This is a genomic window from Pseudomonas sp. GW460-LB5 (assembly GCF_059423245.1).
Genome location: NZ_JBWKXT010000012.1, coordinates 44,610 through 57,250, shown reverse-complemented (window position 1 = coordinate 57,250; position 12,641 = coordinate 44,610). Strand labels below are relative to the sequence as shown.

Below are 12,641 nucleotides of genomic sequence, written 5' to 3'. Positions count from 1 at the left end.
AAGCCTCTTCGCGGAGCGAACGATGATCAACAAAGAAAGCCTTACTCACCATATTTCCCAGCAGTTCAACGCCGAGCTCGAAGAGGTGCGCAGCCACCTGCTGGCCATGGGTGGTCTGGTGGAAAAACAAGTCAATGACGCGGTTACAGCGCTGATCGAGGCCGACTCGGGTCTGGCCCAGCAAGTGCGCGAAGTCGACGAACAGATCAACCAGATGGAGCGCAACATCGACGAGGAATGCGTGCGCATCCTCGCCCGTCGCCAGCCGGCGGCCTCCGACCTGCGCCTGATCATCAGCATCTCCAAGTCGGTGATCGACCTTGAGCGCATTGGTGACGAGGCCACCAAAATTGCTCGCCGCGCCATCCAGCTGTGCGAAGAAGGCGAGTCGCCGCGCGGCTACGTCGAGGTGCGCCACATTGGCGACCAGGTGCGCAACATGGTCCGCGATGCGCTTGATGCTTTTGCCCGCTTCGATGCCGACCTGGCATTGTCGGTAGCCCAGTACGACAAGACCATCGACCGCGAGTACAAGACTGCCCTGCGCGAGCTGGTGACCTACATGATGGAAGACCCGCGCTCTATCTCGCGGGTACTGAGCGTGATCTGGGCGCTGCGCTCGCTGGAGCGTATCGGTGACCATGCCCGCAACATCTCCGAGTTGGTGATTTACCTGGTGCGCGGCACCGACGTGCGCCACATGGGCCTCAAGCGGATGACGGCAGAAGTGCAGGGTACCGCTGTCGCTGACGGCGAAAAGGCTAATGTTCCGGGCGAATCTGACGATAAGTAAGGTTGCTCCCGAGCTTCGACGCCCGGCCTTGGCCGGGCGTTTTCGTTTGCGGTCGAGGAGCCGGCAGGCACCCGCGAACGATGTGAAGAAGTCCCGGCGTGACCAAGTTGTAGCAAATGGCCATTATTTGGCAGTAGGCTAGTCGGGATTCAGAAGGAGTATTGATGAGTAAAGTGAATGTGCTGGTCGTGGATGACGCCCCGTTTATCCGTGACCTGGTCCGCAAGTGCCTGCGCAATGCCTTCCCGGGCATGGCCATCGACGACGCCATCAATGGTCGCAAGGCCGTGGCCATGCTGGGCAAGGAAGCCTTCGACCTGGTCCTGTGTGACTGGGAAATGCCGGAAATGTCCGGCCTGGAATTGCTCACCTGGTGCCGTCAGCAGCCAGCGCTGAAGAACCTGCAGTTCATCATGGTGACCAGCCGTGGCGACAAGGAAAACGTCATTCAGGCGATCCAGGCGGGCGTTTCCGACTTTGTTGGCAAGCCGTTCACCAATGAACAACTGCTGACCAAGGTGAAAAAAGCGCTGACCAAGATCGGTAAGCTCGACAGCCTGATGGCCATCGGCCAGGCGCGGGCCAACCCGGCATTCGCCAACGATTCTTTGAGTGCCCTGACAGGTGGCAAGCCAGAGGCAGCCAAGGTGACGGCCCCCCCATCGGCGCCAGTGGCTGCCAAGCCATTGGTCACTGCACCTACGCCTCCAGCCCCCGCGCCGACGGGGCGGGGCCAAGGCCAGTTGCGCCTGGCCAGCGGCATGCAACCGTGCGTGATCAAGGCGCTGAGCCTGAAAGAGGCGCTGTTGGTGGTACGCCGCAACGAAGCGCTGCCGCAGGTGCTGGAGGGCGCCGTGCTGGACCTGGAGCAGGGCGAGAACGCCGAAGTCGCCCGCCTGAACGGCTACCTGCACGCCGTTGCCGCATTGGAGCCCAAGCCCGACAGCGACTGGCTGCAGTTGACCTTCAAGTTTGTTGACCAGGACGCCCAGAAGCTTGATTACCTGTCGCGCCTGATTGCCCGCGGCACCGCGCAGAAACACTTCACACCCGGCGCCTGAGCCCGGCAATTCATGCGGCGAAGCTGAAATCCTGGGGCTGCTGCCGCAGCCCTATCGCGACACAAGGCCGCTCCAAAAGCCCGCGCAGCCCTGAGCCATCCGACCAACTGCAATACCTGCCTCAAAACGCGCTGCTAGGCTTCGACAGATCATAACTGTCAAAAAGCCACTATCATGCCCGCCCGCCTGCTGCTGTTCTGTGCATTGCTCATGGCCTCGGCGTCGAGCCTGGGTGTGACGCTCTATAAAATCACCGACGATTTCGGTGTCGTGTCCTATACCGACCGGCCAGGCCCTGGCGCCAAACCCTTGGTGCTGCGCGAGCCCATGGTCGAAACGCTCGAAGGCCAAGTGCTGCTGAACGCGAAAACCTTCGACGGCGGCGTGAGCTTTTCGGCACGCAACGAGCTGCATGTGCCGGTAGAGGTCGAATTACGCCTGGACAACCTGGTGAACGCCCAAGGCGGCGATGCCCCGCGTATCGTGCGCCGGCTGCTGCCGCCGCGCACCACGCAAATGCTCAGCGTGCTCAGGGGGCGCCCCGGGCTGCTGCTGAACTACCGCTCGACCCTGCTCCAGGCCATGGGGGACCCTGGCAAGCGGCCTCAGGGCTTCCGGTATGCGTTCCCCTGGGTCGGCGGGCCGTTCCGCGTCACCCAAGGCCCCAACGGCCGTGTCAGCCATTTTGGGCCCAAAGGGCGCTACGCCATGGATTTCGCCATGCCTGAAGGCACTACCATCATCGCGGCGCGGGAAGGCGTGGTGGTGAAGACGCAGAACAGCCAGAGCGGGCGCGAGCCCAACCCCTCGGGCAACTTTGTCAGGATCCTGCACCCGGACGGCACCATGGGCGTTTATCTGCACCTGATGCGTGGTTCGGTGGTGGTGGCGGAGGGGCAGCGGGTACGCCAGGGGCAGATGCTGGCCAAGTCGGGCAATACTGGCAACAGCACAGGCCCGCACCTGCATTTTGTGGTGCAGCGCAATGTGGGGTTGGCGCTGGAGTCGATACCTTACCGGTTCGACCGGCCGATCAGCGGGTTGCCCGACTTTACTGCGGGTAACCCTTGAGATTTTTGGGGCCGCTTTGCGGCCCTTTCGCGGCACAAGGCCGCTCCTACAGGATTACGCGAACCCCTGTAGGAGCGGCCTTGTGCCGCGATGGGCTGCGCAGCAGCCCCGTACTCCTCAATCGAGCTTGAGCACCTTGGCCAGCACGATCTTGGGCCCTTTCATCTTCTTGATGATGATGCGCAGCCCTTCGACCTCCAGCACTTCCTCTTCTTCCGGTACGCGCTTGAGCGTCTCGTAGATCAGCCCCGCCAAGGTTTCCGCCTCGATGTGATCGAGGTCGATGCCCAGCAGGCGCTCCACCTTGAACAGCGGGGTGTCACCGCGTACCAGCAGCTTGCCTGGCTGGTACGCAAGGATGCCGCGCTCGGTCTTGCGGTGTTCGTCCTGGATATCGCCCACCAGCACTTCCAGCACGTCTTCCATGGTCAGGTAGCCGATTACCTTGCCGTCGGCTTCCTCCACCAGCACGAAGTGCGCGCCGCCCTTGCGGAACTGCTCCAGCAGTTGCGACAGCGGCATGTGCCGCGATACGCGCTCCAGCGGCCGGGCAAGGTCGTCCAGGTCGATGGTCTCGGGCAAGTGCTCCAGTTCGGCAAGCTCCAGCAGCAGGTCCTTGATGTGCAGCAGCCCGGTGAACTCTTCACGCTCGGCGTCATACACCGGGTAGCGGCTGAATTTGTGGCGACGTATCAAAGCCAGGATCTGCTTCAGCGGTGCATTGGCATCGATGCTGACCATGTCTTCACGCGAGTTGGCCCAGTCGACCACTTCCAGCTCGCCCATTTCCACGGCCGAGGCGAGCACACGCATGCCTTGGTCGCTCGGGTCCTGGCCACGGCTGGAGTGCAGGATCAGCTTCAGCTCTTCACGGCTGTAGTGGTGTTCGTGGTGCGGGCCCGGTTCGCCCTGGCCGGCAATGCGCAGGATGGTGTTGGCGCTGGCATTGAGCAGGTAGATGGCCGGGTACATCGCCCAGTAGAACAGGTACAGCGGCACGGCCGTCCACAGCGACAGCAGCTCGGGCTTGCGGATGGCCCAGGATTTGGGCGCCAGCTCACCGACCACAATGTGCAGGTAGGAAATGACAAAGAATGCGACGAAGAACGACACGCCCTTGATCAGTTCGGGCGAGTCGACACCGAAGTACGCGAGCAGCGGCTCGAGCAAGTGGGCAAAGGCCGGTTCGCCGACCCAGCCCAGGCCCAGGGAGGCGAGGGTGATGCCCAGCTGGCACGCTGACAGGTAGGCGTCGAGCTGGTTGTGGACCTTGCGCAGGATATTGCCGCGCCAGCCATGCTGTTCGGCGATGGACTCCACGCGCGTGGCGCGCAGCTTGACCATGGCGAACTCGGCGGCAACGAAGAAGCCGTTGAGCAGCACCAGCAGCAAGGCAAAGATGATCATGCCGAAATCGGCGAATAACGAGGTGAGGCTGATACCAGGGGAAGGGTCCATGATGGAGTTTTTACGGGGTCCGTCTTGAGATTGGGAGAAAAAAAGTGCCAGCTCTTGCTGGCACAGGGGATCCAATGTAGCGGCTGGGGCCGTAAAAGCAAAGGGTGGCTGGCTTATTGCGGTCCGTGTGGAAGCGGGCCTGCCCGCGAAGGGCTGCGCAGCCGCGCCGATCTCAAGCCTTTTCGTTGACCAGTTGTGCCGGCGCAAAGTGACAGGTAAAGGTGCTGCCGTGGCCCGGCACGCTGCTGATGTCCAGTTTGCCGCGGTGGCGCATCAGCACATGCTTGACGATCGCCAGCCCCAGCCCTGTGCCACCGGTATTCGATGCACGGCTGGAGTCCACCCGGTAGAAGCGTTCGGTCAGGCGGGGCAAATGCTTGGCGTCGATGCCCACCCCCGAGTCCTGCACCGACAAGTGGGCACCCTGGGCATCGGCCCACCAGCGGATGCGGATGTTGCCCTCGTCCTGGGTGTACTTGACCGCGTTGAACACCAGGTTGGAAAAGGCACTGCGCAGCTCTGACTCGCTGCCCTTCAGCTTCACACCGGGCGCGGCTTCGAGGGTGATGCGCTGGTTACGTGGCCCAGACAGGGCCTGAGCGTCGTTCTTGATCGCGGCGAGCAGGGCTTCGACCGCCACCGGCTGGTTGTCCGACGGGTAATCGGTGGCTTCCAGCTTGGCCAGCAGCAACAGGTCGTTGAGCAGCGTCTGCATGCGCGAGCCTTGCTGGCTCATCTGCTGCAGGGCGCGGCCCCAGCGCGGGTTCACATCCTCTACGTTGTCCAGCAGGGTTTCCAGATACCCCGTGATCACCGTCAGTGGCGTGCGCAATTCGTGCGACACGTTGGCGACGAAGTCCTTGCGCATCTGTTCCAGCTGGTGAATGCGCGTGACATCGCGCACCAGCATCAGGTGTTCGTTGTTGCCGTAGCGGGTGATGTGCAACTGCAGGCGCATCCGGTCGTTGATGGGCGAGGGTATTTCCAGCGGTTCGAGGTAGTTCTCCGTCTCGAAGTACTCCTTGAAGCGCGGATGGCGCACCAGGTTGGTTACCTGCTGGCCACCGTCCTGCGGGGTCTTGAACCCCAGCAGGGTTTCGGCGGCACGGTTCCACCACTCCAGGTTGCCGTCGCTGTCGAGCATGATCACCGCGTCGCGCAGCGCGGCGGTGGACTCCTGCACCCGGTCGATCACTGCCTGCAGGCGGCCACGCACGCGCTGGTCGCGGCGCTGCAGGTGGTAGATGCTGTCGAACACCTCGCCCCATAGGCCGTAACCATCGGGCGGTGCTTCATCGGGTTGGTGGTTGCGCAGCCAGTCGTGCAGGCGCAGCAGCTGCTTGAGGGTCCAGCCCAGGTAAAGCGCCAGGCCAATGGCCAGGCTCCAGCCATAGTAGCCGCTGACCAGCCCGCCAATCAGGCAGACGGTAATCAGCAACAACAGATGGCGAATCAGGGTCGCGTGCCAGTTCTGGTTCAATTGACGGTCCTTGTACAACGACGTGCAGCTTGGCGCTTTTGAACTCGATCAGCTCTTGGTCGAGAAGCGGTAGCCAGTGCCCCGCACGGTTTGTACCAGATTTTCGTAGGCCTCACCCAGCGCCTTGCGCAGACGACGGATGTGTACGTCGACGGTGCGTTCTTCGACATAGACGTTGCCGCCCCACACCTGGTCCAGCAGCTGGCCACGGGTGTAGGCGCGCTCCTGGTGGGTCATGAAGAACTGCAGCAGGCGGTATTCGGTGGGGCCCATCTCGGCGGGCTTGCCGTCGATGGTGACGCGGTGGCTGATCGGGTCGAGCAGCAGGCCGCCGACTTCGATCGGTGCTTCGCTGTCGCTCGGGCCGGTGCGACGCAGCACGGCTTTCAGGCGCGCTACCAGTTCGCGCGGCGAGAACGGCTTGGTGATGTAGTCGTCAGCGCCCACTTCAAGGCCCTGGATCTTGTTGTCCTCTTCACCCTTGGCGGTAAGCATGATGATCGGGATGTCGCCGGTCAGCTCATCGCGCTTGAGGCGGCGGGCCAGCTCGATGCCAGAGGTGCCGGGCAACATCCAGTCGAGCAGGATCAGGTCCGGTTTGCGGTCGACGATGATCGCGTGGGCCTGTTGGGAGTTTTCCGCTTCCAGGCAGTCATAGCCGGCCATTTCCAGGGCAACGGCGATCATCTCGCGAATGGGTGCTTCGTCGTCGACGATCAGAATGTTCCTGCCAACCATGCTCAAAACCTCTCCTGGATTCGGTGTCTTGGCCCGCATTAGATAACGGAATTATTGCAGCTGTGTGACAGGGTGTTGGCCGTTATGGCGACATTGCGTGACTGAACTAGGCTTGAAAGGGCCGCTGCGGCGGCAACCCGAACCTAATTCCCCCAGAAACAATGGTGAATCCAATGACACGACAAACGCTGAGCTGGATGGCCCTTTTCACTGCGCTGGCGCTCCCGGGGGTGGCGTCGGCCCACCATGCCATGGAGAAGGACGGCATGTGGGTCGATCATGCCGGCATGACGCTGTACACCTTTGACAAGGATGCGGGCGGCAAGTCGATGTGCAATGACGCGTGCGCCAAAAACTGGCCACCGTTGCTGGTCAAGAAAGAAGACGAAGCACCGAAGGACAAATGGACCCACGTAACGCGTGACGATGGTGCAATGCAGTGGGCCTACGACGGCAAGCCGCTGTATACCTTCATCAAGGACACGAAGGCCGGTGACAAGACCGGTGATGGCGTGAAAGACGTCTGGCATATCGCCAAGCCTTGATATTGCCGGGGCCGCTGTGCGGCCCATGGCCGGCAAGCCAGCTCCCCCGGTTTTTGTGCAGCCTCGCAGGCAGCGCTGTACCTGTGGGGGCTGGCTTGCCGGCGATAGGGCCATCAGCCTTGACGCAGTGTGTAGTCCAGCACTACCCCGATGAACACCAGCAACCCCGCCCAGTGGTTGTGCAAAAACGCTTTGAAGCACGACTCGCGGTCCAGCTTGCGCGTCGACCAGTACTCCCACGCAAAGCACGCCGCCGCACCCAGCAACCCCAGGTGGAACCAGCCCCCCAGTTCGAAGCGGCTACCCGCAAGCAACAGGCAACCTAGCGACAGCATCTGCAAGGTGAGGATGATCGCCCGGTCGGCTTCGCCGAACAGGATCGCGGTCGACTTTACGCCAATCTTCAGGTCGTCATCGCGGTCGACCATGGCGTAATAGGTGTCGTAACCCACCGTCCACAGCAGGTTGGCGATGTACAGCAGCCAGGCGCTGGCCGGCAACTCGCTCCCTGCGGCGGTGAAGGCCATGGGAATGCCCCAGGAATACGCCGCGCCCAGCACCACCTGCGGGTAATAGGTGTAGCGCTTCATGAATGGGTAGCAGGACGCCAGCGCCACCGCGCCAAACGACAGCCACACCGTGCGGCTGTTGGTGCATAGCACCAGCAGGAAGCTTACCCCGACCAGGATCGCAAACAGGGCCAGCGCCTCGCGCGGCTTGACCCGGCCGCTGGCCAGCGGCCGGTCGGCGGTGCGTTTGACGTGGCCGTCCACCTTGCGGTCGGCAAAGTCGTTGATGCAGCAGCCCGCGGCCCGCATCAGCACTACGCCAAGGCCGAAGATCAGCACGTTGGCCAGGGTGGGAGCACCGTTGCCGGCAATCCACACCGCCGACAGGGTCGGCCACAGCAGCAGGTAGATACCGATCGGCCGGTCCATGCGGCTGAGCTGGACGAAGTCCCAGGCCCGTGGGTGCAGGCGGTTCAGTGACTTCAGCAGTTGCATGTACATCAGCGGTTTTCCTCCCTGGCCGCTTGCCACAAGGCCGGCAGGAACACTTCTGCCACCAGCAGGTCCAGGCCGTCTCGTTCAAAGCGCGAGCGGCGCCCCCAAAGTGCTGCATGGGCGGCGTCGGCCGGCAGCCACGCCTGTGGGTAGCTGCACACTTCGATCGGGTGGCGGATGAACGCCTGGTCGCAGAACAGCAGCTCGCCCAGCGAGCGGCTGCCGAGGGTTTCCAGGTCCAGCCCGCCGCGCTCCAGGGCGCTGCGGCTGGCGACACTGCGGGCGAACACCCAAGGCTGGCCATGGCCGCGCAGGTACACCTCGCGCACCCAGCCTTCGGCGCCGGCGGCAATGCCCAGCGCTTGGCATTCATCGTCGCGCAGCGGTTGCCAGCCCTCGAACAGCGGGGTGACGGAGAAGTGATCAAAGGACAGGTGGGTCAGGCGGCGGGTCAGCGAACCCTCGTCGAACAACCAGTCAAGGGTAGGCTGGTCGAAGTCGGTCGCCAGCTGTGAATACGGCAGCCACGCGACAGCGGCTGCTTGCGGGGATTCGTACGACACGTCGGTCTGCTTGTTACAACCAATGAGGCGGCGAGCTTAGCATGATTGCCCCGACTGCTTGCATAATGGCTGAAGCAGGGCCAAAGACCCGCCAGATAAAGCCTGAGTTCTAACGAGGAAAAAGACCTGATGAAAAAGTGGCAATGTATTGTCTGTGGCCTGGTCTACGACGAAGCCGAAGGCTGGCCCGACGACGGCATCGCCCCCGGCACCCGTTGGGAAGATGTGCCTGAAGACTGGCTGTGCCCCGACTGTGGCGTGGGCAAAAGCGACTTTGAAATGATCTCCATCGGCTAATCGAGGAAAGCACGACATGACGTCCCCTGTGGTAATCATCGGCACCGGCCTGGCGGGCTACAACCTGGCCCGTGAATTTCGCAAGCTCGATGCGCAGACGCCGCTGCTGCTGATCACCGCCGACGATGGTCGCTCCTACTCCAAGCCCATGCTCTCCATGGGCTTTGCCAAGCAGAAAGACGCCGACGGCCTGTGCATGGCCGAGCCGGGTGCCATGGCCGAGCAACTGAATGCCGAGGTTCGTACCCATACCCGCATCAGCGGCATCGACCCAGGCCACAAGCGCCTGTGGATCGGCGAAGAGGCTGTGGAGTACCGCGACCTGGTGCTGGCCTGGGGGGCGCAGACCGTGCAGGTGCCGATAGAAGGCGATGGCAGCCATCTGGTGTTCCCGATCAACGACCTGGAAGACTACGCACGCTTCCGTACCGCCGCCGTCGGCAAACAACGTGTGCTGATCCTCGGTGCCGGCCTGATCGGCTGCGAATTCGCCAACGACATGAGCTTAGGGGGCTTCCAGGTCGACGTGGTGGCGCCGTGCGAACAGATCATGCCGACCCTGCTGCACCCGGCCGCTGCGGCGGCGGTGCAGGGCGGGCTCGAAGGCCTGGGTGTACGCTTCCACCTGGGGCCCGTGCTGACCCGCTTGCACCAGGTGGACCACGGCCTGGAAGCGCACCTGTCGGATGGCAGCGTGATTGCCTGCGACCTGGTCGTTTCGGCCATTGGCTTGCGCCCCCGCATTGACCTGGCCGCCGCGGCAGGCTTGCAGACCCATCGTGGCGTCAGCGTAGACCGCGAATTACGTACATCCCACGCCAACATCTTCGCCCTTGGCGATTGTGCCGAGGTCGATGGCATCAACCTGCTCTACGTGATGCCGCTGATGAGCTGTGCCCGGGCGCTGGCGCAAACCCTGGCCGGCAAGCCGACAGCGGTGGCCTACGGGCCGATGCCTATCACCGTCAAGACCCCGGCCTGCCCTTTGGTGGTATCGCCGCCGCCCTTGGGGCACGATGGTACTTGGCAGGTGGAGGGGCAGGGCAGTGACCTCAAGGTGCTCTGCCACGGGGCTGACGGCGAATTGCTGGGTTATGCCCTGACCGGGACAGCCGTCATGGACAAGCTGGCACTGAATCGCCAGTTGCCACCGGTAATGGCGTAAATAGAGGGCGTTCTGTCGGATTTATCCTGTTGTTGCCTGCACAATGGCCGGCCTGATACTGGCGCGGCCCCTGAGCACGTGCCATTCTCACTTCCGTCTGCCGCAGATTAGAGCCTGCGGTGCCTTGAGCGCTGCTCCCAAAGGCAGCACGGCATAACAACAAGAATTCCGTCAAAGAGGCTTCACTATGCGCAAACCAGAACTCGCCGCCGTCATCGCCGATAAGGCTGATCTGACCAAGGAAAAGGCCAATCAGGTGTTGAACGCGATTCTCGACAGCATCACCGGTGCCCTGGACAAGGACACGGTGACCCTGGTCGGTTTCGGCACCTTCGAAAAACGTCATCGCGGCGCGCGTACCGGCAAAAACCCGCAAACCGGTGAGCCGGTCAAGATCAAAGCCAGTAACACCGTGGCCTTCAAGCCAGGCAAGAACCTCAAGGACAGCGTCAATCCACCGGCCGCGCCAGCCAAGGCCGCCAAGAAAAAGTAAGCTTGCGCTGACGAATCGTTGATCCCGAACGGGCGCCTTCATGGCGCCCGTTGTGCTTTACACGCAGTAACTGCTGTGAACTTGCATAAAATGGTCGTTAAGAGGATAAAGTGCGAAACTTAGTCACTTTTCAATCGAGGCGTGTCGATGAAGTTCCGCTTTCTTCTCTGGGCCATGGGGCTTTTGATGGCCAGGGCCAGCCGTAACAACCCGGCATTCCAGCAGCAGCTCAAGGGCAAGGACCTGGTGTTCCAGATGCAGACCTTGGACGGCAAGGTTGCCCGGCACTTCGTCGTCAACAACGAGCGCATCAGCAGCAAGGGCGGCGCACATCCGCAGCCGGCATTCGCCATCGCCTTCAAGGACGCTGCCTACGGCTACGCCACGATGCAGGCAGGCAACAAGCAGTTGGCGTTCATGCAGGGGATTCAGGACAAGAACATCCAGATCAAGGGCAACCCGGCGCTGGTGATGTGGTTCCAAGGCTTGATGAAATACCTGAAACCGAAGAAGAAAGGCTGAAATTGCCGGGGCCGCAAAGCGGCCCTCGCGATATCAGTGCGGTGCTTGAAACTGCGAAGCCAGCTCGCGCAGCAGGTTCTCGGCCTCGAGTACCTTGTTCACCACATCCTCGGCCTTGTCCCGGGTAATCCCCAGGCGCTCCAGCAACTCGTCAGGAATCTCTTCCTGCGGCCCGGAGCCAATCCCTCGTGTACGCAACAGGCGGGTCGCCAGGCACACCAGGTTGGGGAACGCCGAATACTCGCCGTCGTACGCCGGGTCGTGCTGGAAGCGCAGCGCGGTCGACAGCTCTTCGGGCATGTCCCACAGCTTCATCAGCCAGGCACCGATCTGTTCGCGGCTGATGCCTAGCAGGTGCTGTTCCACATAGGTGTGGTTCAGGTGCGGGTTCACCTCCAGGTGGCGGCAAATCAGCGAGAAGTGCGGCGGGAACACGTGCGCCAGCAGCAGGTAACCGAAGTTGTGCAGCAGCCCGGCCAGGTAGGTCAGCCCGGCTTCGGGACGTTCTGCCCGAGGCATGGCGCGGGTCAGGCCTTCGATGATCGCGGCAGTGTAGATCGACTGCTGCCAGTAGGGTGTGGCCTGTTGCGGCTGGTCTTTTGGCAGGCTCAAGGTCTTGCCCAGGGCCAGGCCCAAGGCCAGGTTGATCACCAGGTCGAAACCCAGCACGCGCACGATGGCGTCTTCCACCGAGCGGATCTTGCCCGGCGAAGCGTAGTAGGGCGACGCCGCCCAGCTGACTACCTGCGCCGCCAGCGCCGGGTCGGTTTCGACCACGCCGGTGATGTCATCGATGCTCGCGTTGGGGTCTACCCGCAGCTTGATGATCTTCTGCGCGGTATCGGCCAGCGGCGGAATCTCGATGGTTTCTTCCAGACGCTTCTGGATGCGTCGGGCGGTGAACGCCTGAACGGCATTGGTGATTTCCAGGGTGTCGTCATGGGGGCGGTCGAGGTTGGGGCTGATGGCCTCGACCTCCTGGCCGAAGCTGCTGGCGCTGGCCTTGGCCAGCATGCGCTTGAAGTGGGCGTGCTCAATCTCTAGCAGCAGGCCGACTTCGCCAGACTGGATGTACACAGTCTCGGCGTCGAGCAGGCTCTTTTCGTACTGGCACGGTGAGCTGGTCAGCGCAGGAATGGCGGGCAGGGCCTTCAGCTGGTGCTTGTCGAGCATTTGCTTGAGGCGCGGCACCGACACGGCGGTGAGCTTGCGCCCGGTCAGCTCGGCCAGGCGGTTGAGGTCCAGCAGTTGGCTCTGCGGGAACAGCACCATGAGTGCGCCGACCTCGTCGTCGAGAAGCACCGCCTGCACCCGGGAGGCCGCAGGCAGGTGCGGGTGTTCGACCACCTCACGGTAGACGACGCCGACCTTGTCGAGCAGCAGCCTGATAACAGAGGGGGCGTGTGGGGTTGCGGTGTCCAGGGCAACTTCAGTCATGGTCCGTATCCACT

At 62.5% G+C, this 12,641-nt stretch carries 14 protein-coding genes; 8 read left to right on the top strand and 6 right to left on the bottom strand.

Annotated elements, in window-relative coordinates; translation table 11 throughout:
- The first annotated feature begins 22 nt into the window (after window positions 1-22).
- From phoU to AC07XM_RS10005, 3 genes are all read left to right on the top strand, one after another.
- The gene (gene phoU, locus AC07XM_RS10015) at window positions 23-793 is read left to right on the top strand and encodes a phosphate signaling complex protein PhoU (protein WP_016489846.1); all 771 of its coding nucleotides are present in this window, start codon (window positions 23-25) and stop codon (window positions 791-793) included.
- Window positions 794-957: 164 nt separating this feature from the next.
- The gene (locus tag AC07XM_RS10010) at window positions 958-1,854 is read left to right on the top strand and encodes a response regulator (protein WP_102688999.1); all 897 of its coding nucleotides are present in this window, start codon (window positions 958-960) and stop codon (window positions 1,852-1,854) included.
- A 174-nt stretch (window positions 1,855-2,028) separates the two neighbouring features.
- Window positions 2,029-2,925 (top strand): peptidoglycan DD-metalloendopeptidase family protein, encoded by an 897-nt coding sequence (locus AC07XM_RS10005; protein ID WP_016489844.1) that lies wholly within the window; start codon window positions 2,029-2,031, stop codon window positions 2,923-2,925.
- Between the two features lie 117 nt (window positions 2,926-3,042).
- On the opposite strand, the gene AC07XM_RS10000 is transcribed toward AC07XM_RS10005, so the two are convergent.
- The 3 genes from AC07XM_RS10000 to phoB all read right to left on the bottom strand — a co-directional run bounded on the left by AC07XM_RS10000 (window position 3,043) and on the right by phoB (window position 6,601).
- Complete coding sequence (locus AC07XM_RS10000) at window positions 3,043-4,383, bottom strand: hemolysin family protein (RefSeq protein WP_016489843.1); 1,341 nt, start codon at window positions 4,381-4,383, stop codon at window positions 3,043-3,045.
- 172 nt (window positions 4,384-4,555) lie between these two features.
- Window positions 4,556-5,863 (bottom strand): phosphate regulon sensor histidine kinase PhoR, encoded by a 1,308-nt coding sequence (gene phoR / locus AC07XM_RS09995; protein ID WP_023046971.1) that lies wholly within the window; start codon window positions 5,861-5,863, stop codon window positions 4,556-4,558.
- 48 nt (window positions 5,864-5,911) lie between these two features.
- Window positions 5,912-6,601, bottom strand: a complete 690-nt coding sequence (gene phoB, locus AC07XM_RS09990; protein WP_003253341.1) for a phosphate regulon transcriptional regulator PhoB — start codon at window positions 6,599-6,601, stop codon at window positions 5,912-5,914.
- 173 nt (window positions 6,602-6,774) lie between these two features.
- On the opposite strand from phoB, the gene AC07XM_RS09985 reads away from it, so the two are divergent.
- Window positions 6,775-7,146, top strand: a complete 372-nt coding sequence (locus tag AC07XM_RS09985) for a COG4315 family predicted lipoprotein (RefSeq protein ID WP_016489841.1) — start codon at window positions 6,775-6,777, stop codon at window positions 7,144-7,146.
- A gap of 113 nt (window positions 7,147-7,259) precedes the next feature.
- Here the strand turns inward: AC07XM_RS09985 and ubiA are convergent, their stop codons facing one another.
- Both ubiA and AC07XM_RS09975 read right to left on the bottom strand, forming a co-directional pair.
- Window positions 7,260-8,156 (bottom strand): 4-hydroxybenzoate octaprenyltransferase, encoded by an 897-nt coding sequence (gene ubiA / locus AC07XM_RS09980; RefSeq protein WP_016489840.1) that lies wholly within the window; start codon window positions 8,154-8,156, stop codon window positions 7,260-7,262.
- Complete coding sequence (locus AC07XM_RS09975) at window positions 8,156-8,713, bottom strand: chorismate--pyruvate lyase family protein (RefSeq protein ID WP_016489839.1); 558 nt, start codon at window positions 8,711-8,713, stop codon at window positions 8,156-8,158. The genes ubiA and AC07XM_RS09975 overlap by 1 nt, the downstream gene beginning before the upstream one ends.
- Before the next feature lie 129 nt (window positions 8,714-8,842).
- Between AC07XM_RS09975 and AC07XM_RS09970 the strand changes: the two genes are divergently transcribed.
- The 4 genes from AC07XM_RS09970 to AC07XM_RS09955 all read left to right on the top strand — a co-directional run bounded on the left by AC07XM_RS09970 (window position 8,843) and on the right by AC07XM_RS09955 (window position 11,190).
- Window positions 8,843-9,010, top strand: coding sequence for a rubredoxin (locus AC07XM_RS09970; protein ID WP_016489838.1), 168 nt, complete (start codon window positions 8,843-8,845; stop codon window positions 9,008-9,010).
- Between the two features lie 16 nt (window positions 9,011-9,026).
- Window positions 9,027-10,175, top strand: coding sequence for an NAD(P)/FAD-dependent oxidoreductase (locus AC07XM_RS09965; protein WP_102689000.1), 1,149 nt, complete (start codon window positions 9,027-9,029; stop codon window positions 10,173-10,175).
- 187 nt (window positions 10,176-10,362) lie between these two features.
- Window positions 10,363-10,668: an HU family DNA-binding protein gene (locus tag AC07XM_RS09960; RefSeq protein WP_016502242.1), complete on the top strand. Its 306-nt coding sequence runs from the start codon at window positions 10,363-10,365 to the stop codon at window positions 10,666-10,668.
- 147 nt (window positions 10,669-10,815) lie between these two features.
- A complete protein-coding gene (locus AC07XM_RS09955) occupies window positions 10,816-11,190 on the top strand; it encodes an SCP2 sterol-binding domain-containing protein (protein WP_016502241.1) in 375 nt (124 codons plus the stop codon).
- 33 nt (window positions 11,191-11,223) lie between these two features.
- On the opposite strand, the gene AC07XM_RS09950 is transcribed toward AC07XM_RS09955, so the two are convergent.
- A complete protein-coding gene (locus AC07XM_RS09950) occupies window positions 11,224-12,627 on the bottom strand; it encodes an aminoacyl-tRNA deacylase and HDOD domain-containing protein (protein WP_096426912.1) in 1,404 nt (467 codons plus the stop codon).
- Window positions 12,628-12,641: the final 14 nt, after the last annotated feature.